Source organism: Streptomyces sp. NPDC041129 (assembly GCF_055592265.1).
The window spans coordinates 166,113-190,026 of the sequence record NZ_JBVIYV010000010.1 but is presented as its reverse complement, the minus strand read 5'-3'; the positions used below and the strand labels follow the sequence as shown (position 1 = coordinate 190,026).

Here is a 23,914-nt window from a genome sequence, read left to right as displayed (position 1 = left end):
GAGGGAGCCTTGCGCGGAGCGGGAGGGCGGAGGGCGTGGGGAAAGGGGGGAGTGGGGGATCGGGGACGGGACGGGACGGGCGGGTCAGGTGGGCAGTCGGACGGCGTGGCCGCGGTGCCAGCGAAGCCTGACCCGGGTGTCGCGGTAGGCGGCGACGTCCTCGGAGGAGGTCTCCAGGTTCTGCTGCAGGGCGGTGAGCCGGCCGCCGCCGTCGAGGTCGACCAGGAACCGGGTGGCGTCACCGAGGTAGACGACCTCGGCCACGGTGCCGGTCGCGGTGGCGTGCCCGGGCTCGTCCGCCTCGGCTGACTCCTTCAGCACGCGGATCTTCTCCGGGCGGATGTTGTACGTGCCGGGCGCGCCGACGATCCGCCGGGCCGCCTCGCCCTCCAGCAGGTTCGAGGTGCCGACGAAGGAGGCGACGAACGGGGTGGCGGGCCGTTCGTATATCTCCGCCGGAGTACCGACCTGGGCGATGCGGCCCTGGTCGAAGACGGCGATGCGGTCGCTCATCGTCAGGGCCTCCTCCTGGTCGTGGGTGACGAAGACGAAGGTGATGCCCACCTCCCGCTGCAGCGCCTTGAGTTCGACCTGCATCTGCTCGCGCAGCTTCAGGTCGAGGGCGCCGAGCGGCTCGTCGAGCAGCAGGACCCGGGGGCGGCCGACGAGGGCGCGGGCGAGGGCGACGCGCTGGCGCTGGCCGCCGGACAACTGGGCCGGGCGGCGCCGGCCGTAGCCCTCCAGGCGGACCTCCGCCAGGGCCTTGCGGGCGCGGACCAGGCGTTCGGCCCTGGGCACCTTGCGGATCCTCAGCCCGTAGGCGACGTTCTGCTCGACCGTCATGTGCGGGAACAGGGCGTAGTCCTGGAAGACGGTGTGCACGTCCCGTTCGAAGGGGGCGAGGCCAGTGACGTCCTGACCGGCGAGTTCGATGCCGCCCCCGGTGGGGGTCTCGAACCCGGCGATGAGCCGGAGGACCGTCGTCTTCCCGGATCCGGACGGGCCGAGCATCGAGAAGAACTCCCCGTCCCGGACCTCCAGGTCGACTCCGGCCACGGCGGTCGTCTCACCGAACGACTTCCGCAGATCCTGCAGCCGGATCGCAATTCCCTCCATGCGGGAACCTTTCTGGCGCGCTCAACGTTGACCGCAAACATATGAAGTCATAGTTCTAATCTCAAGAGACCCTTAGGGTAAAGCTTGAGTCAACGCATGAGGTGGTGGCCGTGAGGCAGCACGAGAGGGCGGGCGGCGCTCGCCTGGCCGTCTTCACCCCGGTGGACAGCCGGGCGCGGGTGGAAGCCGTCGTCCGCCGCATAGGCGACGCGATCGAGCTCGGCCTGCTCGCCGACGGCGAGCAACTGCCCGGCGAGAGCGATCTGGCCGGGCAGCTCGGCGTCTCCACCGTGACCCTGCGCGAGGCCCTCATGGCGCTGCGGCAGCAGGGCCTGGTCACCACCCGCCGGGGCCGCGGCGGCGGCAGCTTCGTCTCCCTGCCCGAGGTCCCCGCCGCCGACCGGCTGGAGGCCCGGCTGCGCGGCTGGAGCACCGACGAACTGCGGGACCTCGGCGACCACTGGGCCGCGCTGTCCGGCGCCGCCGCCCGCCTCGCCGCCCAGCGCACCGAACCCGGCGACCTGGACCCGCTGCGCCGCACAGCCGAGGAGCTTGCGCGGGCCGGGGAGACGGCGGCGCGCAGCCGTCTGTACGGCCGCTTCCACGTCGAACTCGCGGCCGCCGCCCAGTCCGCCCGGCTCACCCGCGAACAGGTGGCCCTCCAGAGCGAGGTGGGCGCTCTGCTGTGCCTGGTCCTCGGCAGCGACGAATATCGTGAAGAAGTGGCGGAGCGTCACCGCTCCGTAATCTCCGCCGTGCAGGATGGGGCCGACCAAACGGCCGGCACGCTGGCCGAGCGGTGCGTCAGGGACGCCACGGAACGGCTCGTCGCCGTACGCCTCGCCCTCTGAACGCGCCGCGTCCGGTTCCCGTCCGCTGGAGGAGACCATGGGCTGGAGCCCCGGGCAGGCCGCCTCGGCGGCCGCCACGCTCGACACGGACGTCGAGGCCTGGGTGGCCTCGCAGGTGGGCGGCGCGCTGGAGACGGTCTTCGAGGCCGTCGCCGCCACCCGCGCCGACACCGCGGCCCTGCTCGCCAGGGTGTCCGCGCGCGGCGGACACCCCGCGAGCGCCGACCTCGCCGCCCTGCGCCCCGCACTGCACCACCGCCTGACCGGCCAGGAACTGGTCTCCGGCGCCGGCTTCGTGGCGGCCCCCGGCCTGCTGTCCGACGTACCGGCGTGGCTGGAGTGGTGGCAGAAGGGCACCGAAGGGGACCTGCGGCCCCTGCTGCTCGACCTCGACCCCGACCACTCGGCCTACTCCGACTACACGCACTGGGACTGGTTCACCCTGCCCCGCGACACCGGCCGCCGTGCCGTGGCGGGCCCCTACGTCGACTACCTCTGCTCCGACGAGTACAGCCTCACCCTGTCCGCGCCGGTCGAGACGGGCGGGCGCTTCGCCGGAGTCGCCGCCGCCGACGTGTACCTGCGGCACTTCGAGGCCGCCGTACTGCCCCTGTTGCGCCGGCTGCCCCGCCCCGCCCACCTGGTGAACGCCCGCGGCCGGGTCGCCGCCTCGGCGGACCCCGCGCACCTCGCGGGCTCCCTGACCAAGGGCCCCGGCTTCGGCGACCTGCTCGCCGGGTCCGCGCCCGCCGAGCACGCCGGCCTGCGGCTGGTGCCCTGTCACGGCGTCCCGCTGGTCCTCGTCCAGCGCGAGGACTGAGCACGCTCCGGCGCGTGCGCGGGCGCCCTTCACCCGGACGGGTCATTCCCACGGCGTTCCGGCCGCCCCGGCGCATGGCCGGGCCCCAGCAGGTGAGACATCGGTCATGGAACAACCGACACCGAGCGGCCCGGTTCCGGCTCCGCGCACTCCGTCCCGGTCCGACGTGGTGTTCACCGCGGACTTCACCTCCGAACGCCAGTGGGTCGCCGGCCGGTCATGGGCTTATCCCGACGGCGGCCCGGACAACCCCGGCGACGACAAACTCGACCACCTGGTGGCCGACCCCGCCTACAGCCGCTCGGGCGTCTTCCGGGCCAGGCGGAGGCCGGACGGCCGGTGGAACACCGGACTGCTTACCACCGAGGGCAGCGAGGAGGCCTTCCTGGTCCGGACGGGAGACGTCCTCACGGCCCGGGTGCGGCTGCCCCGGGAGACCGGCGCCTGGCCCGCCATCTGGACCTGGCGCGACGGCGACCAGGAGATCGACGTCTTCGAGTACCACCCCGACAACCCGGATCTGCTGGAGCTCTCCAACCATGTGCGCGGCAGCGGGAGTTACTTCCGTGACGACGCCGTCCGCCCCGGCGCCTGGGTCGACCTGCGGACCGACTTCGGCGCCCGGTCCGTCGTCTGGTGGGTGAACGGCACCAGGGCCTTCGCGGACCGGCGCGGGGTGGGTTCCACCTGGCACGCCCACCTCATCGTCAACCTGTCCGTGTGCGCCGGGCGTTACCACCCCGCGCCGGACCGGTCGACGACCGCGATGTCGTTCGAGGTGAGAGACCTCGTCGTGCGGCGGCCGCGGACCGCCTCCGCACGGGAGGAGGAGGCGGTGGTGGAGGGCGGCGAGGAGCAACCCGCCTGAGGCACGCCCCGGCCGCCGGCCCGGACGGGCACCGCCAGGGGCCCGCCCAGTGACCCTCACCGCCGGCGGCCGCGTCCCGCGAGCCGCCCCGTCAGTCCACCGGCCAGGTGTGGACCGGGGCGTTGAGGTGCATGTAGTCGATGTACAGCTCGGTCATCCGGCGCAGCGCCTCATGGCGGCCGGCCTGGGTGCCGGACTCGATGCGGTGGAACATCTCCTTCTGCCACACCGCGCCGTTGCGGGCGGTGACGCAGCGCTGCTCGATGATGCCGAGCAGCGGCTCCCGCCAGGCCGCGTCCATGCCGGACTGCTCGAGACCGCGGTGCGCCAGCGGCAGCAGCCGGCGCAGCACCAGTTCGGGTACCGGCACCTCGCCCATGCCGGGCCAGTACAGCAGGGCGTCGATCCCCTGCCGGGCCGCCGTGTGGAGGTTCTCCTCTGCCGCGGCGAAGGACATCCGCGACCACACCGGCCGGTCCTCCTCCACCAGTGCGCGCGTCAGCCCGTAGTAGAAGGCGCCGTTGGCCAGGGTATCGGCGACCGTCGGCCCGGCGGGCAGCACCCGGTTCTCGACCCGCACATGCGGCTTGTCGTGGGAGACGGCGTAGACCGGCCGGTTCCAGCGGTAGATGGTGCCGTTGTGCAGGGACAGTTCGGACAGCCCGGGGATGTCCCCGCGGTCCAGCGTCTCGCCGGGATCCTGTTCGTCGCACAGGGGCAGCAGGGCCGGGAAGTAGCGCAGGTTCTCCTCGAACAGGTCGAAGACGCTGTTGATCCACCGCTCGCCGAACCACACCCGGGGCCGCACCCCCTGCACCTTGATCTCCTCGGGACGGGTGTCGGTCGCCTGCTCGAACAGCGGCACCCGGGTCTCGTGCCACAGCTCCTTGCCGAACAGGAACGGCGAGTTGGCCGCCAGCGCCACCTGTACCCCGGCGATGGCCTGCGCCGCGTTCCAGTAGCCGGCGAAGTTCTCCGGGGACACCTGCAGATGGAACTGGGTGCTGGTGCACGCCGCCTCCGGGGTGATCGTGTCGGCGTACGTCCGCAGCCGGTCGACGCCGTCCACCTCGATCCGCAGGTCCTCGCCGCGCGCCGCGAAGACCTGGTCGTTCAGCAGCCGGTAGCGCGGGTTCTCCGACAGGGTCCCCTCGCCGATGTCGTCCTGCCGCAGCGTGGGCAGGATGCCGATCACGACCAGGCGCGCCCCCACCGACCTGGCCCGCTCGTCCGCGTGGTTCAGCGCCGCGCGGATCTCGGACTCCCAGGCGTCGGGTCCGCCCTGCGTCAGCGCGCGGGGCGGCACGTTGATCTCCAGGTTGAACCGGCCCAGCTCGGTGGACCATGCGGGGTCCGCGATCGCCTCCAGCACAGCGGTGTTGCGCATCGCGGGCTCGGCCGCGTCGTCGACCAGGTTCAGCTCGATCTCCAGCCCCACCTGGGGCCGCTCCGCCTCGAAGAGCTGTTCGCGCAGCATCTGCGCGAAGACGTCGAGACACTCCTGCATCTTGATCCGGTACCGGCGCCGGTCCTCACGGGTGAAGACGAGCGCCGGGACGTCCCGTCCCATAGGCCCTCCTGGATCGCGCTCCTCGAAAGACCTCCCGTCCCAGGGTGGCATTGTCGGGCGAACCGCACCATGCGGGGCGGGGATTGCCCGGGACCGGGCGGTGCGGGCCCCACCCGGCGTTGCCGGCCTCACAGCGCCCGGGCGACGAGCAGCGCCACGTCGTCGTGGTCCTCGGGATGCCGCAGGCCGTACAGCAGCAGGTCGCAGGTCTCCTCGAGCGGTCTCTCCGGCTTGTCGAGAAAACCGAGGAGCACGTTGAGACGGTCGTCGATGGGGTGCTGCCGCGTCTCCACGAGACCGTCGGTGTACAACACCAGCAGATCGCCGGGCCCCAGCTCCACGGTGGCCGTCTCGAACTCGACGCCCCCGACGCCGAGCGGTGCGCCGGCGGGCAGGTCGAGCAGCTCGGGCGCCCGGCCGGGCCGCGCGAGGGCGGGCGGCATGTGTCCCGCGTTGGCGATGGTGCACCGCCGGGTGCGGGGGTCGAACACGGCGTACAGGCAGGTGACGATGTAGTGCTCCAGGTCGCAGGTGATCCGGTCCAGATGCTGGAGCACCGCGTCGGGGGCGAGGTCCAGGTCGGCGTAGGCGCAGGTCGCGGTACGCAGCCGGCCCATGGTTGCGGCCGCGTCGATGCCGTTGCCCATGACGTCGCCCACCACCAGCGCGGTCTTGTCGTCGGCGAGCGGGATGACGTCGTACCAGTCGCCCCCCACCTCGCTGGTGGCCTGCGCGGGCTGGTACCGGGAGGCCAGCTCCAGACCGGTGTGGTGCGCCGAGTGGTCGGGAAGCAGGCTGCGCTGGAGGGTGAGCGCGGTGTTGCGCACGCTCTGGAACCAGCGGGCGTTGTCGATGGCGATCGCGGCGCGGCCGGCCAGCTCACCGGCCAGCACGACGTCGTCGTCGTCGAAGGGCAGCGGGTTGCGGGTGCGTTTGAGGTCGAGCGCGCCGAGCACCTCGCCGTGCGCGATCAGCGGCACGGCGAGATACGAGTGCACGCCCGCCCGGGCCAGATAGGCGCCGGCCTCCTCGTTGCGCGCGATGCGCGACAGGTCCCGCTCGCCGACGTGCCGGACCAGGACCGGACGGCCGGTGTGGACGCACAGGGTCACCAGCCGGTCACCGTCGTAGGAGGCGAGGTCACCGGGCGGGTCGGCGGCCCGGAGCGCCACCGTGGGGTGGGCCGCCCTGAGGGCGAGGGCGCGGAACAGCTCCGGGCCGTTGTCCGGGCGGCGGACGCGGCGGCAGGCCAGGGCCGAGTCGAGGACGTCGACGGCGACCACGTCGGCGAGCACCGGAGTGGCGATCTCGGCCAGCTCACGCGCGGTCTGCTCCACCTCGAGCGAGGTGCCGACCCGGGTAGAGGAGTCCGCGATGAGCGCCAGCCGCCGCCTGGCCCGGTCGGCCTCGGCGGCCGCGTGGTGCCGCTCGGTGACGTCGACGACCGAGGCGGCCGCGCCCAGCACCCGCCCACCGGGGTCCTCGAGGCGGTAGAAGGACAGCGACCAGGCGTGCTCGTGCTCCGGGTCGGAGGGCGGCAGACCCACGTGGTACTGGTCGAGCAGGGGCAGGCCGGTGGCGAGTACCTGCCGCAGACAGGACTCGACGGTGCCCACGTCGAGGAAGGGCAGCATCTCCCGCAGCCGGCGCCCGATGTGGTCCTCGGCTGGAACACCGTCGATCCGCTCCAGCGCCGGGTTGACCAGCAGGTAGCGCAGATCCGGGTCCAGCAGGGCCAGGCCGATCGGGGACTGGTTGATCAGCCTCTCGCACAGGGCCAGATCGGTCTCCACCCGCTGCAGCAGTGTGTGGTCGGCGGCGATGCCCAGGGCGTACACCTCTCCGACGTCGTCCAGCAGCCGCATGGTGCGGAACTCCGTCAGACGGCTGCTGCCGTCCTTGTGCCGGATGGGGAAGGCGCCGGCCCACCCCCGGCCGGTCTGCAGGACCTCGGAGAACAGGCTCACCACGGCCTGCAGGTGCTCGGGACGGACCAGCATCTGCGCCGCGTACTGGCCGAGGACCTCCTCGGCGGCGTAACCGAACAGATCTTCGGCCTGCGGGGTCCAGAAGACGATGCGCCCCCTGGTGTCGAGCGCCACGGCGGCCACGCTGAGCACGTCCAGCAGGCCGGTCGGGCGGGGCCGCTCGGGGCTGTGCTCGTCGTCGGCGCGGAAGGAGTCCACTGCCATACCGGATCCACCTCCACCGGCCGTTCGTCGGGGGCGTGCTCCGAGCGCTGAGGACCGGTATCTCCCATGCTGCCCCCGGCGCCGGGCCCGCCCCAACCGCAGAACGGCCGGTGCACTTAGGGCGGACCGGCAGCACCGTGGGGAGGGCGGAGGACGGGACCGCGGAACCTGCCGGAAAGGGACACGGCGCGTCCATGTCCGCGCCGTCGTGTGATCTTCCCGGCGTCTCCACCGACGCGGTGGCGGTGCTGTCGGCGGGCGGCGTCGTGGCCGGCTGGACCAGGGGCGCCGAAGCGCTGCTCGGACACCGCGCGCCGTGCGTCGTCGGCCTCCCCGCGGCCCGCCTGCCGGCCGGCCCCGAGGTGCCGGCGCGGTGGGCCGCTGTCGCGCGGCACCGCCGCGCCGGAAGGGAATGGATCGGCCGGATCCCGCTGCGGCACCGGGACGGCAGCGACCTCGATCTCGTCGTTGGGGTCCCGGCGGCCTTCCCTATCCGCGGTCAGGGACCAGCGGCTCGGGCGGCGGCTGAGCGAGTCGCTGCCCGGCCCGCAGGCGGACGCTGTTCCCGATGGCCGGGCTCGCCCACCACTGGGAGCTCGCCGCACGGCCGACGGAGAGATCATCCGGGCCGAGCAGGACGTTCCGCGAGGCTGGTCAGTCCTCTGACCCGTCGGAGGCGTGGTCGACGCAGTGGCCGGCGAGCGAGAGGGGGCCGCCGCCGGCCATCGGGATGCCGTCCAGGTACTCCCTGGGCAGGTCGAACGCCTCGACCAGCTCGCTCATGTGCGGCGCGAGGTCGCGCAGGACGTCGTCGAGGAGCTGGGGAAGGGCACGTACCTGGTCGCCGGACAGGTGGCCGTCGGCCAGCAGGTCACCGGTGAACTCGCCGAGCTGCTGCAGCAGGAACAACCGGCACAGTTTCTCCAGCAGTTCGCCCGTCTCGGGGTGCCGCGCCCGGGCCACCGCGGCCAGGAAGGCGTCGGCCGCCTGCAGCCGGGCGTGCACCGAGACCATCTCCAGGGCGGCGGAGGAGGCGCCGTTCCACCGCTCGACCGGATCACCGGAGGGCCCCCGGCGCAGCGCCGCCCGCGCCCGGTCCTGCCAGACGGTCTCGGCCCGGGCCAGCAGCCCCCGCAGATGCCGGACGTCCGCCAACCGCTCGACGCCGCCCGGGGGTTCGGGATCCTGACGGGGCGGCTGATGCTCGAACAGCATCTCGGCGGCCGCCTTCACCCAGATCACCAGGTTGTCGCCCTCGGCGGTGATGGTGCCCTCGATGTACTGCGGGAACTCCGACAGACCGTTGGCGGCGAACAGGCCCTGGGCGCCGCAGCGTTCCCGGCACTCGACCGTGATGTCCCGCGCCTGCCAGGTGATCCAGCCCTTGGCCACGGCGATCAGCCGCTCGGCGTCCGCCCGTACCCCGGCGTCCGCTGCGGTGTGCCCGAAGGCCCAGCGGGCGAGCGCCGCGCGGTGCAGGAAGGTCATGGCGTAGGCCGTGGCGATGCCCTTCAGCAGCCGTCCGTGGTGCGAGCGGTGCGCGTTGACCGGGATGCGCTCACCCGCCCGCGGCCCGCTGACCAGCCGGTGGCCGCCGTGGCGCACGGCTATCGCGAGCGCGGCCCGGGTCGCGCCGACGGCGGCACCGCTCATGCACAGCTTCCCCATGGTGACCCGGCCGATGGAGTGCAGGAACCGCTTGCGCCGGTTGCCGAGAGCGCTGTGCAGCCGGCCCTCGGCGTCCAGCCGGCCGTGCTCGGACTCCAGCAGGGCCTCGCGCGGCAGCGCCACCCGGTCGAACCCCGTCAGGCAGTGGTCCACCGGGGCGCCGGTGCGCAGGGGCAGCCGGCGGACCCGGACGCCAGGCAGCAGTCCCCGCTCGTCGCTCAGCGGGGTCAGGAACAGGAAGACACCCTCGTCCCGGCCCTCGACCAGGAGGCGGGCGGCGACCACGGCGCTCTTCGGGCCGCCGGTCATGCTGGTGTTGGGCATGAACTTCTGCGCGCCCGCGTGCGGGGTGTCGAGCACGAAACCGCCGGTCACCGGGTCCAGTTCGGCGGTGGTCTCCAGCGCCGAGGCGTCGTTGCCGTGGTCCAGTTCGGTGCACAGGAACGTTCCGGTGCGCCGCAGGGCCGTGAAGTCGGACAGGTCCCGGCGCCCGGCGCCCCCGTGGTCGAGCAGGCTGCCGAGGAAGAGGTTGTAGTGGATGCTCGCCACCGTGCACAGGCCCCCGCCGCCGTCCACGATCGCCGCCCACTCGTGCAGTGAAGCCAGCAACTGGGGGTCGTTCGCGAGCCGTTCGGCCCCTCCGGCCGTGTCGTTCACCAGGCGCAGCCACTCGTAGGAGAGCGCGGCGCGCTCGGCTGCGCCGAGTCCGGGGCGGTGGCGGAAGGTGTCCTTGGCGATGAGGTCGCGCCACATCCCATGGACGCGCTCCCGGTCGTCGCCGTCGAAGAGGAGCCGCGTCAACTCGCCGTGGTCCTCGATCTCCGGCGAAGGGGGGAGATGTACCTGGGACGTCAAAAGGGTCATGGCCCTCTCCCGTGGTCGCAGATCCGGCAGGGTGGGTTGCGCAGAGTCAGAAGATACGGACCTCCCGGTTTGCTTATCAAGCCAAATTTTTGCCAACGGTGGCCGAACATGGGCGCCTTGTGAACCCGGCGGACTCGGCCAAGAGCGGAATGCCCAACTCCCCCGCGGCGGGCGCTCTTCCCCGTACGGACGGGCCCGGCGGGGCATTGAGATACCGGGCGACAGGTTTTATCGTGGCGTCGGCGACGGCCCGGGGAGCCCGTGCACCCGGGGAAGGGGAGGCATCCATATGGTTGAAAGGGCATCTTCCGAGGTGGCACGATACGTACCTGTCGGTTTCTTTTCGTGGCCGACCGGTCCGTGAAGCCAGTGCGGAGGATGTGCCGTGGCCCTGCAGGAACGAGCGATCAGGACGAGGCGCAACATTTTGGTGGCAGCCGCCGACGTGTTCGCCGACGTCGGCTACGAGGCCGCGACCATCTCGGAGATCCTCCAGCGGGCGAACGTCACCAAGGGTGCCCTCTACTTCCACTTCGCCTCCAAGGAGCAGCTCGCCCAGGCGGTGCTGACCGACCAGTTGAAGTCGGTGCCGGAATCGCCGCCACGGGAACTGGTGCTCCAGGAGGGGCTGGACGCGGGCTTCCTCCTCGCCCATCTGCTCGGCTCGGGAGATCCCATGGTGCGCGGCAGCATCCGCCTCACCGTGGACCAGGGCTCACCGCACGACGGGCTGGACCGCCGGGTGCCGATGGCCTCCTGGGTCGACTACAACGCCATGCTGCTGGAACGGGCGAAGGCGAACGGGGAACTGCTGCCCCAGGTCGACGTCCGGGCCGCGGCGAAGGCGTTCGTGGCCGCGTTCACCGGGGCACAGGTGCTCTCCAAGATCATGAACGATCACTCCGACCTCATGGAGCGGGTGGTCGATCTCTACCGGCACCTGATGACCAGCATCGCCGTCCCCGCGGTCCTGGTGCGCCTGGACATGTCGCTCGACCGGGGCAGACGCGTCCACGAGGAGGCCATGGAGCTGCGCGGGGAACCGCAGGAGGCACCGGCCGCCGGCTGAACGGGAGCCTTCCGCGGAGCACGGCCGCAGGCCCTCTCCCGCAGCGGGGGAGCGGACACCGCTGCCATGGGCACGTCGCCACGCCACAACGTGATGCAGGACCGACCCAGGGAGCACACCGATGGAACAGACCGCCTGCCCCTACGCCTTGGACCTCATGGGCCGGGACCACATGGGCGAGGCCGCCACGCTGCGCGCCCAGGGGCCCGCGGTACAGGTCGAGTTGCCCGGCGGGGTCCTCGCCTGGGCCGTCGTGGGACAGACGTACGTGGAGCGGCTGCTGACCGACCCGCGCGTCTCGCGCAGCGCGCGGCTGCACTGGCCGCCGTTCATAGCGGGGAAGATCACCGAGGAGTGGCCGCTCTACCCGTGGGTGGCGAACGAGAACATGCTGTTCGCCTACGGGGAGCACCACACCAGGCTGCGCCGCCTGGTGGCAGGCGCGTTCACCGCGCGGCGCTCCGAGGCGCTGCGGCCCCGCGTCCGGGAACTGTCGGCCGAACTGCTCGGCGAACTCGCCGCCCTGCCGCCCGGCACCCCGGTCGACCTGCGCACCGCCTACGCGGAGGTGCTGCCGCTCAGGGTCATCTGCGAATTGTTCGGTGTGCCGCGAGGTGCCGAGACGGACGCCCTCTCCGCCGCGCTGAGCACCGTGTTCAGCTCCACCGTCCCGGGCGCGGAGATGGAGGCCGCCCGGCTGGAGGCCTTCGGGCGGCTGGCCGCACTGGTCAAGGACAAGCGGGAACGGCCGGGCGACGACCTCACCAGCTCGCTGATCGCGGCCCGGGACCACGGCGACCGGCTCACCGAGGACGAACTGCTCGGCTCCCTCTTCATGTTCATCGCCGCCGGCCAGGACACCACCGCCACCCTCATCACCAACGCCGCCGGCGCCCTGCTCACCCACCCCGAACAGCTCGCGCACGTGCGGGAGGGCAGGGCCACCTGGGCGGACGTGGTCGCCGAGACCATGCGCGTCCACACGCCCGGCGCGTACGCGCCGATGCGGTTCGCCGTGGAGGACATCGACCTCGACGGGGTGCTGATCCGCAAGGGCGACTGCATCCTCGTCAACTTCGCGGCCGGCGGCCACGAGACCGAGCGGCACGGGCCCGACGCGGACCGCTTCGACCTGCTGCGCGACCGCGACCGGGACATCCTCGGCTTCGGCCACGGACCGCATCGCTGCCTCGGCGCCCCGCTAGGTGAGATCGAGGCGGCCTCCGCGCTGTCCCGGCTCTTCGAGATGTTCCCGGCCGTGGAACTCGCCTGCGCGCCGACGGAGTTGGCGCCGCTGCCGACGTTCATGCTGAACGGCTACCGGTCGCTGCCCGTCCTGCTGCGCTCGCCGGCCTCCTGAACGCGCGGGCGGCCGCCCGCAGAGCCGGTCCGCCCCGAAGTCCGCCGTCCGGCCCGGGCGGCGGACTCCGCCTGCTTCCCGCCGCCGACCCCACGTGCGGTTTCCCGGTGGGCGAACGCGGCCGACTCCCCGGGTGACAAGGGCATTTGACAGCCCTTACGGGTTTTCGCACCCGGCGTGACGTCAGGCCTTGCCGTGCCCGTCCCGCATAAACATACTGAACATGCGGTTTACGGGGCTGAGGAGTGGCCTGCCTCCGCGCCGGCCCAGGAGGAGGGCGTCATGGTCAAGCAGGTACGGGCGGCACGCACCCGGCAGGCCCTCATCCACGCGGCGGCGGAGGCCTTCGCCCACGACGGCTACGCCCGCGCCTCCCTGCCCGCGATCAGCGCGAGGGCCGGAGTCAGCGCCGGCGCGCTGCACTTCCACTTCCCCAGCAAGGACGCCCTCGCCCGCGAGATCGAGGGCGCCGCCGCCCACTCGGTGCGGGAGCTGGCCGAGCGCGCCCGGTCCACCGAGACCGGGGCGGCGGGGACGCTGGTCACCGCGATCCGCCGGCTGGTGGTGGCCCTGGCCGCCGACCCCGTGGTGCGCGCCGGGTTCGTACTCGGCGCCGACCCCGCGCGGCACAGCGCGACAGCGGTGCTCGACACCTGGCACGACTGGGTGCGCGACACGGCCCGGCAGGCCCACGAGGCGGGGGAGTTGAGGGACGGCGTCTCGCCCGAAGGAGTGGCCACGGTCGTGGCGGCGGCGACGGTCGGCTTCGAGCGGCTCGGCGGTCCGGACCGGGACTTGGAGTCGGAGGACCGCATGGTGGAGTTCTGGACCTGCCTGCTGCCCCGGCTGACCGCCGCGCCCGCCGCCGGCCCCGCACGGCTGGCGGCCGGCGAGCCGGTCGTCGGCCGGAGCGCCGAGAACAGCATGGCCGGTCTGTAGGCCGCCGTCCCGCGCCGGTTGAGTCACGAGTGGGGCCGGCACGTACCGGGGCATGACGAGGAACGCCCGGATGCGAGGATGAGGCGTCATGACGGCAGGGTGGGGGTCGCGCGCGGCGCGTGCCGCGGTGTTCGCGGCCGTCTGCGTGCTGCTCGCTGCCCTGGGCCACGTCCTGATGTCCGGCCGGCACGTCCCCGCCTGGGCGCTCGCCGCGGGGCTGGCCGTGACCGGCGCCGCCGGCTGGTCGCTGACGGGACGTGAGCGCGGCCTGCCGCTGGTCGTGACGGTCGTGGTCGCCGCGCAGACGGTGCTCCACGAGGCCTTCTCGCTGGCCGAACCGGCCTCCACCGCCACCACGTCCATGGATCCGGCCCCGACGCGGACGGGCTCCATGGGCTCCCTCGACATGGGTTCCGCCGACATGGGCGCCATGGACATGGGCTCCATGGGCACGGCGGGCACCGGTACGGGCCTCATGAGCCACATGGCACACATGGCCGGTACGGGGCACATGCACTCCCCGGACGGCAGCGGCTCCTCGTCCGGCATGCTCGCCGCCCACCTGCTCGCCGCGCTGCTGTGCGGCCTGTGGCTGGCGTACGGCGAGAAGGCCGCGTTCCGCATCCTGCGGGCCGCGGCGGCCCGGCTGGCGGCGCCACTGCTGCTGCTGGCCCTGCCCGCCACCCCGGAGCGGCCGCGCCCGCGGATCCGCCGCCGTGGTTCGGCGCGGGCACCGCGGCTGCTGCTCCTCGTCCACTCGATCGTCTCCCGGGGCCCGCCGGCCGGGGCCGCTGCCGTCTGACGGCAGCAGGAACCCCGGGGCCGCCCCGCGCCCCGGGCCCCGGCCGTACCCGCGCACGCACCGCACCTTCGCGCGCGTGCCGCGGCGGCCGGCCCCTCTCACCGGACCGCCGGCGCCGAACCGTGCCCGCGGCCCGGATCCGGACGATCCGAGAAGGACACCAGGTGATCACTCCTGCCCTCCTGCCCACCGCTGCCGAAGATCCCGCGCCCGCCGACGAGCCGGTCACCGCGTGGGCCCTCGCGGCCCGGGCCGGTGATCCCCGCGCGCTGGAGCACTTCGTCCGCGCGCTGCACCGCGACGTGAGGCGCTACGTCGCCCATCTGTGCGCCGATCCCCAGGCCGTCGACGACCTGGCCCAGGACACGTTCCTGCGCGCGCTCGGCAGCCTCCACCGCTTCGAGGGCCGTTCCTCGGCGCGCACCTGGCTGCTGTCCATCGCGCGCCGGGCGGTCGCCGACAGCCACCGGCACGCCGCCGCCCGGCCCCGGCTCTCCGACGCCCCCGACTGGCAGACCGCCGTGGAACGCGCCCAGCCGCGCGGCCTGCCCGGATTCGACGAGGGCGTCGCCCTGCTGGACCTGCTGGCCGCGCTCCCGGACGAGCGCCGCGAGGCCTTCGTGCTGACCCAGCTGGCCGGGCTGCCGTACGCGGAGGCGGCGCGGGCCGGCGGCTGTCCGGTCGGTACGGTCCGCTCCCGCGTGGCGCGGGCCCGGGCGACGCTGACCGGCCTGCTGGACGAGGCCGCCTGACACAGAACCGCCCGTGTCCTGCCCCCGGCTGCGTATCCGCGCCTCCGGGGGTACCCGGGGGGACATGGCGCGACTGCATCTTCCAGGGAACAAGGACCGTCACGACGGCGACGAGGCCAGGGAGCCCGAGCCGCCGTCACCGGAGGACGCCGGGCCCGGCCCGGAGGTCGAGCGGCGCGCCCCGGACGCGCCGACGAAGCTGCCGAAGGCGGCGTGGGGCCGGGTCCTCAAGGGCTCGCTGCACGAGTTCAAGAGGGACGAGCTGACCGACCGGGCCGCGGCGCTGACCTACTACGGCGTGCTGTCCCTCTTTCCGGCGCTGCTGGTGCTGATCTCCCTGCTGGGCATCACGGGCAAGTCCGCCACGGACAAGGTGCTGACCAACCTCAAGCACCTCGCCCCCGGCCCGGCCCGCGACATCCTCACGCGCGCGGTGGAGCAGCTGCAGGGCAGCGCGGGCACCGGCTCCGTCCTCGCCGTCGTCGGCGTGGTGCTGGCCGTCTGGTCGGCCTCCGGCTACGTCGCCGCCTTCATCCGTACGGCGAACGCCGTCTACGACGTCCCCGAGGGCCGGCCGATCTGGAAGATCCTCCCGGTCCGCCTCGGCGTGACGGTCGTCCTGATGGTGCTCGCCGTGATCAGCGCCCTCATCGTGGTGTTCACCGGCGGCCTCGCCCGGCGCGCCGGGGAGGCCCTCGGCATGGGGGACGCGGCGCTGACGGCCTGGGCGATCGCCAAATGGCCGGTCCTGGTCGTCCTGGTCACCGTGATGATCGCGATCCTGTTCTGGGCGACCCCGAACGCCAAGGTCAGGGGGTTCCGGTGGATCACCCCCGGCAGCTTCCTCGCCCTGCTCCTGTGGCTGATCGCGTCGGCCGGGTTCGCCGTGTACGTCGCCGGGTTCGCCTCGTACAACAAGACCTACGGGACCATGGCCGGTGTCATCGTCTTCCTCGTCTGGCTGTGGATCGGCAACCTGGCGATCCTGCTGGGCCTGGAGTTCGACGCGGAGACCGCACGGCAGCGGGCGATCGCCGGCGGGAACCCGGCGGACGCGGAGCCGTACGTCGAACCGCGCGACACGCGCGCGTGGGACGAGGAGGACGTACGCCGGGTGGACGAGGCGTGAGCCTGCCGGGCCGCGACCCGGTAGGACGGCCCGCGCGCGGGGAACCAGTCGTCGCATGCATATCGATCTGACTGGACGCACCGCCCTCGTCACCGGTTCGACGCAGGGCATCGGTGCCGCCATCGCCGCCGGTCTGGCCCGTGCCGGGGCCCGGGTGGCGGTGAACGGGCGCAGCGAGGAGAGCGTGTCGGCCGCGGTCGCCACGCTGGCCCGGGAGGTCCCCGGCGCCCAACTGGTCCCGGTGGCCGCGGACGTGGCGGGCGAGGAGGGGGCCGACCGGGTGGCCCGGCTGCTGCCGCGGGTGGACATCCTCGTCAACAATCTCGGCATCTTCGGCTCCGCCGACCCGCTGGAGATCAGCGACGCCGAGTGGCGGCGGTACTTCGAGGTCAACGTCCTGGCCGCGGTAAGGCTGACCCGGCTGTACCTGCCCGGCATGACCGAGCGCGGCTGGGGGCGCATCCAGTACGTCGCCAGCGACTCCGCGGTCGTCATCCCCGCCGAGATGATCCACTACGGGATGTCCAAGACCGCGCTGCTCGCGGTGAGCCGCGGATTCGCCAAGAAGGCGGCGGGCACCGGCGTGACGGTGAACTCCGTCATCGCCGGGCCCACCCACACCGGCGGGGTCGAGGACTTCGTGTACGAACTCGTCGACCGGTCCCTGCCCTGGGACGAGGCCCAGCGGGCCTTCATGCGCGAGCACCGCCCGCAGTCCCTGCTGCAGCGCCTGATCGAGCCGGAGGAGATCGCCAACATGGTCGTCTACCTCAGCTCCGAGCAGGCCTCGGCGACCACCGGGGGAGCGCTGCGCGTGGACGGCGGGTACGTGGACGCGATCCTGCCCTGACCGGCCCCGCGCTACCAGGTCACCGGCAGGACACGCGGCCCGCGGATCAGCCCCTCGCGCTGGAACTCGACGTCCTCGGCCGCCACGGCGAGCCGGATCCGCGGGAAGCGGCCGAGCACGGCCCTGATCATGACCTCGGCCTCCATCCGAGCCATCAGGGCCGCCAGGCAGAAGTGCGGGCCGTGTCCGAAGGCTAGGTGCCCGGCACCGTCCCGGGTGAAGTCGAGGGCGTCCGGGTCGGGGAAGACCGCGGGGTCACGGTTGGCGGCGACGTAGGCGTTGTAGACGACATCGCCCTTGCGGATGAGGCGGCCGCCGACCTCCACGTCCTCGGTGGCGATCCGGGGGATCCCGACGCCGTTGCGGTGGGGCACGAACCGGTACAGCTCTTCCACCGCCTTCGGCACCAGCGCCGGATCGCGCCGCAGCCGGTCGCGGTGGGCCGGATGGGTCAGCAGCGCGTACATCATGGAGCCGCTGTTGTTGCGGACCGCGTGTCCGCCGCTGACGTAGACGGCCATCGCGAGCGAGACCGCCTCGTCGTCGCTGATCTCGCCCGTCGCGGCGGCCTGGGCCAGCACACTGGCGAGATCCTCCCGGGGCTCCTCACGACGCCGCGCGAGCAGGTCGACGACCCGGCCGCGGGTCGCCTCGCGCGCCGCCCGGTTGCGGTCGCCGCCGTCCGGGTCCTTGGACAGCAGCGCCTCGGAGTTCCCGGCCCAGTCGCGCCAGTCGTCCTCGTCCGCGCCGAGGAAGAAGCACACGACGGCGATCGGGAACGGGGTGTGCAGGTGTTCCATCAGATCGGCCGGCGGTCCGGCCTGCTCCATGGCGTCCAGCATCCGGTCCGCGGTGCGCTCAGCCAGCGGGCGCAGCCGGTCCATGCCCCTGGCGGTGAACGCCCGGGCCACAACCCGGCGCAGCCGGGTGTGCCGCGGCGGGTCGATGTACTGCAGCCCCGCCGTCTGCGACGCCACCGCCTGCGGCGCCATGCTGGTCACCGCGCGCCCGACGAGCTCCGCCCGGGAGAAGCGCGGGTCGGAGGTCACGAAGCGGACGTCCTCGTAGCGGGTGACCAGCCAGGCGTCCCCGGAGCCGTACGGCAGGGTGATCCGGGTGACCGGTTCGTCGCGGAGCACCTCGTCCAGGAACGGGTCGGGCTCCAGGGCGGGCAGGTCGTCGACGGGCCAGTGCCGCACCTGCGGGGCAGGTGCCGCGGGTTCGGTGTCGAAGCTCATGTCGCATTACTCCTGACTGTCCCGATTCCGAAGTGCGGGTCCGCCGGTGGGCGGCCGCGCGTCAGCAGGTCCCGTGCTCCACACCGGAGTACCCGGGGGAGGGGCCGTCGCGGTGCGGACGAGGTGGCCGCCGTACGACCACCCGGGCCGGCCGAGGCGTGCGGGGCTCCCCGCCCGGTCGCGGGGCCGGCTCGTGTGCTCGCCCGGCACCGTCCGCGCTGCCTCGCCCGGACGGCCGGGGCGGTCTGCCACCGTCGGCCACGCTGCGTCCCTTCGCCGAACCTGTCTGTAGCGTGCCGCAGCCGCGGACGGCCCGCACGCCGGGAGCGGTGAGCGCCCCTCGGCGGCCGGGTGCGCCGGACCTCGCCGACATGTGCGCTCATGCCATCACTGACGCTTTCGATGTGTGGCTGTCGACCATGGTCGGGCGGACGCGGGAGGCCAACCATGTGCACGGCACGCTCCAGCTCCCTCCGTACCCGCACCACCGGACCCGGAAGGCCGCACCATGCACCCCAGCCGTCGACGCACCCTCCTGTCCGCCGCCCTGCTCGCGGCGGCGTCCGTCACCCCCGCGGCCTCGGCCCGGGCCGACGACGGCTCGCCCGGCCGGGGCGGCGGCCGGCGCCGGATCACGGTTCCGGGCGCCGAGCTGCAGCAGATCTCCCGCCACGACGACCTGACGACCAGCGCCCTCGCCGGCACGGCCTACACCGACACCGCCGACTGGGCCGGACTCGCAGCCAAGGGCACCCGCAACCCCACCGGCGTGCCCGGCCTGCAGATCGACGGCTACTTCCCGGGCTCCTCGCGGCTGAACACGCTGCACGGCTGGAACCACGACGCCCAGTTCGTGATCCGGCTGCCCGAGGACTGGAACGGCAAGCTCGTCGTCACCGGCGCCCCCGGCGTCCGCAAGCAGTACGCGATGGACACCCTCGTCTCCGACTGGGTGCTGGCCCAGGGGTACGCGTTCGCCGCCACCGACAAGGGCAACAGCGGGCCCGACTTCTACACCGACGGCAAGCGTCCCGGCGACGCCCTCGTCGAGTGGAACCGGCGCACCACCCAGCTCACCCGCGCCGCCAGGGCGGTCGTCGCCCAGCACTACGGACACGCCCCGCGCCGCACCTACATGACCGGGATCTCCAACAGCGGCTACCTCACCCGGTGGCAGCTGGAGAACCACCCCGAGCTGTACGACGGCGGGGTGGACTGGGAGGGGCCGCTGTGGCGCCCGGAGGGCCCGAACCTCTTCACGTTCCTGCCCACCGCCGTCGCCCGCCAGCTCGGCCGGGCCGGTGACGAGGACATGTACGCGGCCGGGTTCGCCCGCGGCTCGGAGTTCCTGTGGCCGTACCACGAGAAGGTCTACTGGGGACTGACCCAGAAGACCTACCGCGCCGAGTTCGACCCCGGCTACGACCCCGACCACCCCGGCGCCTCGGCCGGTTCGACGGTCGAGGAGATCCTCGCCCCCTGCCCCTCCGACGCCGAGTACGACTACGCGGCCCGGCCCCGCGCCGTCCACGACGCGGTCGCCCGGGTCTCGCTCACCGGCCGGATCGGCAAGCCCATGATCACCGTGCACGGCACCCTGGACGCGCTGATACCCATCCGGGTCCAGTCCGACCTGTACGCGCGGATGATCGCCGAGCAGGGCCGCTCGCGGCTGCACCGCTACTACCGGATCGAGGGCGGCACCCACGTCGACAGCCTCTACGACACCTACCCGGACCGGCTCCGCCCGATCCTGCCCTGCTACCGGGCCGCCTTCACCGCCCTGACGGACTGGGTGGAACACCACGAGGAACCCCCGGCGAGCGGCACGGTGGCCCGGCCGGCCACCGGCGACCTGGTCAACACGGGGTCGCTGACCTGACCTTACTGCTGCCCTTCGCCGGGCCCCGGGCCCGCCCCCGACTCAGCGCTGCCCCGCGGTCGCCCGTTCCAGTGCCTCCCGGGCGGTGGTGAGCGCCTCGCTGCGGTCCTCGGGGACCAGGCCGATCCGGGTGCAGCGGTCCAGCAGGTCCGACGCCTCCAGGGCGCCCTCGTGCAGGGCGGCCCAGACGAGCTCGGCCCGGGTGACCGGATGGCCCGGCAGGACCGGTCCGGCCAGCGCCGGATCGCTTGTCGCCAGGGCCTGGACGGCCGGCGCCTCGGTGCCGTGTCGGCGGACCAGGCGGCGGGGTGCGGGCAGGGCCCGCAGAGTTGCGGGCGGGGCGGCGCCGACCAGCGGGAGATCCATGGTGGGGGAGGGCCGGGCGGGCAGGCCGCGGGCCTCGAGGGCGGCGTCCACCGCGTCCTGCGCCATCCGCCGGTAGGTGGTCAGCTTGCCGCCGACGACGGTGGTCACCCCGTCCGCCGAGGTCAGTACCGCGTGCCGGCGGGAGATGTCGGAGGTCCGGGCCGGTGCGTCACCCTCGCCCCCGGACCCGCCCGTGTCCAGCAGCGGGCGCAGCCCGGCGAAGGCCCCGACGACCTCGTCCCGGCGCACCGGAACGTCCAGGACGGACCCGAGCACGTCCAGCAGGAAGCCGATGTCGGTCTCGGGGACCTCCGGCACGTCCGGCAGGGGACCGTCGACCGGCTCGTCGGTGAGGCCGACGTAGACCCGGCCGTCGCCCTGCGGCAGGACCAGCACGAAGCGGTTGGTCTCGCCGGGGATCGGGATGTGCAGGCCGGCCGGCAGCGTGCCGAGCCGCTCCGAGCGCAGGACCAGGTGGGTGCCGCGGGAGGGGCGGATCCGGATGCCGTCGACCAGCTCGCCCGCCCACACGCCGGTGGCGTTGATCACCGAGCGGGCGCGGATCTCGCCCTCCTCGCCGGTCAGTTCGTCCCGGACGCGGGCGCCGGTCCCGGTCAGCTCCAGCACCCGCACCCGGGTCAGCACCCGGGCGCCGCGCGCGGCGGCGGTGCGGGCCAGGGCCGTCACCAGCCGGGCGTCGTCGGTCACCCGGCCGTCCCAGGACAGCAGCCCGCCGCGCAGCCCGTCGGCGCGCACCGCGGGCGCCAGGTGCCGGGCCTCCGTCGCCGACAGCCGACGCGGCGCGGGCAGCACCTGCCGGGGCGTCCGCGCGGCCAGCCGCAGCATGTCACCGGCCCGGAACCCGGCCCAGGCCAGCGAGGCCTGGGCCCGCGACACCAGCGGGGTCAGCGGCAGCACGAACGGCTGGGCGGACACGAGGTGCGGGGCGGTGCGGGTCATCAGCACCCCGCGCTCGACGGCGCTCTCGTGCGCGACGTCGAACTGCGCGGAGGCGAGATAGCGCAGTCCGCCGTGGATCAGCTTCGAGCTCCAGCGCGAGGTGCCGAACGCCAGGTCATGGGCGTCGACCGCGACGACGTCCAGCCCGCGGGCGGCTGCGTCCAGGGCCGCTCCGGCCCCGGTGGCGCCGAGCCCGACGACCAGGACGTCGCAGATCCGGCCGTCCGCCGCCTCGGCGAGTTCACGGGTGCGCCGGCCCGCGCTGAGGGACGATCCGGGTACGGCCTCGGGGTGGCTCATGGCGTCAGGGTCCTCTCCAGAAGGGCGCGCAGCTCACCGAGCAGGGCGGCGGAGTCGAGGTCGGGGTCGTCCTCGTCGGTCATCGTGCGCAGGGACAGGGCGAAGGACTGCACCACCAGCAGCAGGGCGCGCGCCTGCCGCTCGGTGTGGGCGGTGCGCACCGAACCGTCCGCGTGGCCCTCGCGCAGCGCCTCGGCCAGCAGCGCCAGCAGCGCCTCCTGGCTGGTGCCGCGCCGGTCCAGGACGTAGGGGAGCAGCAGTTCGGGATCGACGTCGACGATCTTCCGGAAGAGCGGGTGCGCGCGGAAGGCCTCCACCCCCGCCACCAGCCCGTCCACGATCCGGGCGCGGGTGCAGGTGTCCGGCGTGGGCTCCGGTATCGCGCGGGTGGCCACGTCGATCCACTCACGGGTCATCAGATCGCCGACCAGGGTGCGCAGATCGGGCCAGCGCCGGTACAGCGTCATCCGCGAGACGCCGGCGCGGCGGGCCACGTCGGCCAGCGTCGTGCGGCGCACCCCCACGGCCAGCACACAGTCGCGCACCGCGTCGAGCACGGGATCGCTGTCCGAACCGTTGTGACGAATAGGCGTCATGTGTCACAGTGTAACGCCCCGGGGGCCGGGCGGAGCCGCCGCCGCGCGAACCGAGCACACCGACCTGTGAGGACGACCCTTCGATGGACATGCTGTGGAACGGCTGGGGCGACCCGGCGAAGGCCGCACCGCTGCCCGGCACGGTGACCGGACTCCTGCGCGATCTGCTGGGCGTCGCGCCGCGCACCGCGCCGGCACTCGCCCTTGAGGACATCCGGCTGCCCGAGCCCACCGCCGGACCGACCGCCCTGAAGGCGCTCGCCGAGGCCGCCGGCGGCGACGAGCACGTCCTCACGGACGCCGAGAGCCGCATCCGGCACACCCGTGGCAAGTCCACCCCCGATCTGCTCCGGCTGCGCGCCGGTGACGTCACCGACGTCCCGCAGGCGGTGGTCCTGCCCGCCTCCCACGACGAGGTCCTCGCCGTGCTGCGGGCCTGCGCCGAGCACGCCCTCGCCGTCGTCCCGTTCGGCGGCGGCACCTCGGTCGTGGGCGGACTCGCCCCCGAACGGCGTGCCTTCGTCGCCCTGGACCTGCGCCGGATGAACGGCCTGCTCGACCTCGACCCGGTCTCCCGTACCGCTGTGCTCCAGCCCGGCCTGCGCGCTCCCGAGGCCGAGGCGCTGCTCGCCGAACAGGGCTTCACCCTCGGCCACTTCCCGCAGTCCTACGAGTGGGCGACCATCGGAGGCTTCGCCGCCGCCCGCTCCAGCGGACAGGCCTCCGCCGGCTACGGCCGCTTCGACGACATGGTGCTCGGCCTCACCCTCGCCACCCCCGAGGGCACCATCGAGACCGGCCGCGCCCCGCGCTCCGCCGCAGGACCCGACCTGCGCCAGCTCGTCCTCGGCTCGGAGGGCGCCTTCGGCGTCATCACCTCCGTCCTCGTCCGGATCCGCCCGCTGCCGCAGGTGCGCGTCTACGAGGGCTGGCGGTTCGCCTCCTTCGAGGAGGGCGCCGCCGCCCTGCGCCGGCTCGCCCAGGACGGACCGCGGCCCACCGTGCTGCGCCTGTCCGACGAGACCGAGACGCTCATCGGCCTCGCCCAGCCGGACGACATCGGCTCCCAGCTCGAGCGGGGCGACGCCGGATGCGTGGCGATCACCGGCTACGAGGGCACCGCCGAGGACACCGGCCGGCGACGCGAGCGGGCGGCGGCCGTCCTGCGTGCCTGCGGCGGCACCCCGATCGGAGCCGAACCGGGCGAGCGCTGGGCCCACGGCCGCTACTCCGCCCCTTACCTGCGCGACGCCCTGCTCGACGCGGGCGCCTTCGCCGAGACCCTGGAGACCGCCGCCTTCTGGTCCCGGATCCCCGAGCTGTACGACGCGGTGCGCACGGCCCTCACCGACACCCTCACCCGGGCCGGCACCCCGCCGCTGGTGATGTGCCACATTTCCCACGTGTACGAGAACGGCGCCTCCCTCTACTTCACCGTCGTCAGCGCCCAGGGCGAGGAACCGGTGGAACACTGGGCACCCGCCAAGCACGCCGCCAACGACGCCGTCCTCGCCGCCGGCGGCACCATCAGCCACCACCACGGCGTGGGCACCGACCACCGCGACTGGTACGTCCGGGAGGCGGGCGCCCTCGGCGTGGCCGCGCTGCGCGCCGTCAAGCACTGCCTGGACCCGGACGGGCTCCTCAACCCGGGCGTCCTGCTGCCCACCGACTGACCCACCCCCGGCCCCTTCCGCTCCCACCGTCACCGCCCGGAGGCAC

At 73.6% G+C, this 23,914-nt stretch carries 19 protein-coding genes; 12 read left to right on the top strand and 7 right to left on the bottom strand.

The features are described from left to right. Positions 1–84: 84 nt before the first annotated feature. On the bottom strand, positions 85–1,116 hold the full coding sequence (locus ACZ6B1_RS28175; protein WP_468782873.1) for an ABC transporter ATP-binding protein: 1,032 nt from the start codon (positions 1,114–1,116) through the stop codon (positions 85–87). Between the two features lie 110 nt (positions 1,117–1,226). On the opposite strand from ACZ6B1_RS28175, the gene ACZ6B1_RS28170 reads away from it, so the two are divergent. From ACZ6B1_RS28170 to ACZ6B1_RS28160, 3 genes are all read left to right on the top strand, one after another. Further along, positions 1,227–1,967, top strand: coding sequence for a FadR/GntR family transcriptional regulator (locus ACZ6B1_RS28170; RefSeq protein WP_468782871.1), 741 nt, complete (start codon positions 1,227–1,229; stop codon positions 1,965–1,967). Positions 1,968–2,004: 37 nt separating this feature from the next. Continuing rightward, a complete protein-coding gene (locus ACZ6B1_RS28165; RefSeq protein WP_468782869.1) occupies positions 2,005–2,787 on the top strand; it encodes a PDC sensor domain-containing protein in 783 nt (260 codons plus the stop codon). A 106-nt stretch (positions 2,788–2,893) separates the two neighbouring features. Beyond that, positions 2,894–3,655, top strand: coding sequence for a beta-glucanase (locus ACZ6B1_RS28160; RefSeq protein ID WP_468782867.1), 762 nt, complete (start codon positions 2,894–2,896; stop codon positions 3,653–3,655). Positions 3,656–3,746: 91 nt separating this feature from the next. Here ACZ6B1_RS28160 and ACZ6B1_RS28155 read toward each other — a convergent pair whose 3' ends face one another. The 3 genes from ACZ6B1_RS28155 to ACZ6B1_RS28145 all read right to left on the bottom strand — a co-directional run bounded on the left by ACZ6B1_RS28155 (position 3,747) and on the right by ACZ6B1_RS28145 (position 9,949). Then, on the bottom strand, positions 3,747–5,225 hold the full coding sequence (locus ACZ6B1_RS28155; RefSeq protein ID WP_468782865.1) for a glutamate-cysteine ligase family protein: 1,479 nt from the start codon (positions 5,223–5,225) through the stop codon (positions 3,747–3,749). Between the two features lie 128 nt (positions 5,226–5,353). Then, on the bottom strand, positions 5,354–7,417 hold the full coding sequence (locus ACZ6B1_RS28150) for a SpoIIE family protein phosphatase (RefSeq protein WP_468782863.1): 2,064 nt from the start codon (positions 7,415–7,417) through the stop codon (positions 5,354–5,356). 654 nt (positions 7,418–8,071) lie between these two features. Next, positions 8,072–9,949: an acyl-CoA dehydrogenase family protein gene (locus ACZ6B1_RS28145; RefSeq protein ID WP_468782861.1), complete on the bottom strand. Its 1,878-nt coding sequence runs from the start codon at positions 9,947–9,949 to the stop codon at positions 8,072–8,074. A gap of 385 nt (positions 9,950–10,334) precedes the next feature. On the opposite strand from ACZ6B1_RS28145, the gene ACZ6B1_RS28140 reads away from it, so the two are divergent. From ACZ6B1_RS28140 to ACZ6B1_RS28110, 7 genes are all read left to right on the top strand, one after another. Continuing rightward, complete coding sequence (locus ACZ6B1_RS28140; RefSeq protein WP_359551275.1) at positions 10,335–11,018, top strand: ScbR family autoregulator-binding transcription factor; 684 nt, start codon at positions 10,335–10,337, stop codon at positions 11,016–11,018. 121 nt (positions 11,019–11,139) lie between these two features. Beyond that, positions 11,140–12,378, top strand: a complete 1,239-nt coding sequence (locus ACZ6B1_RS28135) for a cytochrome P450 family protein (protein WP_468782859.1) — start codon at positions 11,140–11,142, stop codon at positions 12,376–12,378. A gap of 282 nt (positions 12,379–12,660) precedes the next feature. Then, on the top strand, positions 12,661–13,317 hold the full coding sequence (locus ACZ6B1_RS28130) for a ScbR family autoregulator-binding transcription factor (RefSeq protein ID WP_468782857.1): 657 nt from the start codon (positions 12,661–12,663) through the stop codon (positions 13,315–13,317). Positions 13,318–13,405: 88 nt separating this feature from the next. Then, entirely contained in the window at positions 13,406–14,119 is a 714-nt protein-coding gene (locus ACZ6B1_RS28125; protein ID WP_468782855.1) for a hypothetical protein, read from the top strand. A gap of 164 nt (positions 14,120–14,283) precedes the next feature. Further along, positions 14,284–14,871: a sigma-70 family RNA polymerase sigma factor gene (locus ACZ6B1_RS28120; protein WP_468782853.1), complete on the top strand. Its 588-nt coding sequence runs from the start codon at positions 14,284–14,286 to the stop codon at positions 14,869–14,871. A gap of 64 nt (positions 14,872–14,935) precedes the next feature. After that, the gene (locus ACZ6B1_RS28115; protein WP_468782851.1) at positions 14,936–16,000 is read left to right on the top strand and encodes a YihY/virulence factor BrkB family protein; all 1,065 of its coding nucleotides are present in this window, start codon (positions 14,936–14,938) and stop codon (positions 15,998–16,000) included. 55 nt (positions 16,001–16,055) lie between these two features. Next, positions 16,056–16,850 carry an SDR family NAD(P)-dependent oxidoreductase gene (locus ACZ6B1_RS28110; protein WP_468782849.1) on the top strand — a complete coding sequence of 265 codons (795 nt, stop codon included), beginning with the start codon at positions 16,056–16,058 and terminating at the stop codon, positions 16,848–16,850. A gap of 11 nt (positions 16,851–16,861) precedes the next feature. On the opposite strand, the gene ACZ6B1_RS28105 is transcribed toward ACZ6B1_RS28110, so the two are convergent. Beyond that, positions 16,862–18,088 (bottom strand): cytochrome P450, encoded by a 1,227-nt coding sequence (locus tag ACZ6B1_RS28105; protein ID WP_468782847.1) that lies wholly within the window; start codon positions 18,086–18,088, stop codon positions 16,862–16,864. A gap of 508 nt (positions 18,089–18,596) precedes the next feature. On the opposite strand from ACZ6B1_RS28105, the gene ACZ6B1_RS28100 reads away from it, so the two are divergent. Beyond that, the gene (locus tag ACZ6B1_RS28100; protein ID WP_468782845.1) at positions 18,597–19,970 is read left to right on the top strand and encodes a tannase/feruloyl esterase family alpha/beta hydrolase; all 1,374 of its coding nucleotides are present in this window, start codon (positions 18,597–18,599) and stop codon (positions 19,968–19,970) included. A gap of 42 nt (positions 19,971–20,012) precedes the next feature. On the opposite strand, the gene ACZ6B1_RS28095 is transcribed toward ACZ6B1_RS28100, so the two are convergent. Then, positions 20,013–21,596 (bottom strand): glycerol-3-phosphate dehydrogenase/oxidase, encoded by a 1,584-nt coding sequence (locus tag ACZ6B1_RS28095; RefSeq protein ID WP_468782843.1) that lies wholly within the window; start codon positions 21,594–21,596, stop codon positions 20,013–20,015. Next, on the bottom strand, positions 21,593–22,192 hold the full coding sequence (locus ACZ6B1_RS28090) for a TetR/AcrR family transcriptional regulator (protein ID WP_468782842.1): 600 nt from the start codon (positions 22,190–22,192) through the stop codon (positions 21,593–21,595). Before ACZ6B1_RS28090 ends, ACZ6B1_RS28095 begins: the two co-directional genes overlap by 4 nt. A gap of 83 nt (positions 22,193–22,275) precedes the next feature. On the opposite strand from ACZ6B1_RS28090, the gene ACZ6B1_RS28085 reads away from it, so the two are divergent. Beyond that, on the top strand, positions 22,276–23,868 hold the full coding sequence (locus ACZ6B1_RS28085; protein WP_468782840.1) for an FAD-binding oxidoreductase: 1,593 nt from the start codon (positions 22,276–22,278) through the stop codon (positions 23,866–23,868). Positions 23,869–23,914: the final 46 nt, after the last annotated feature.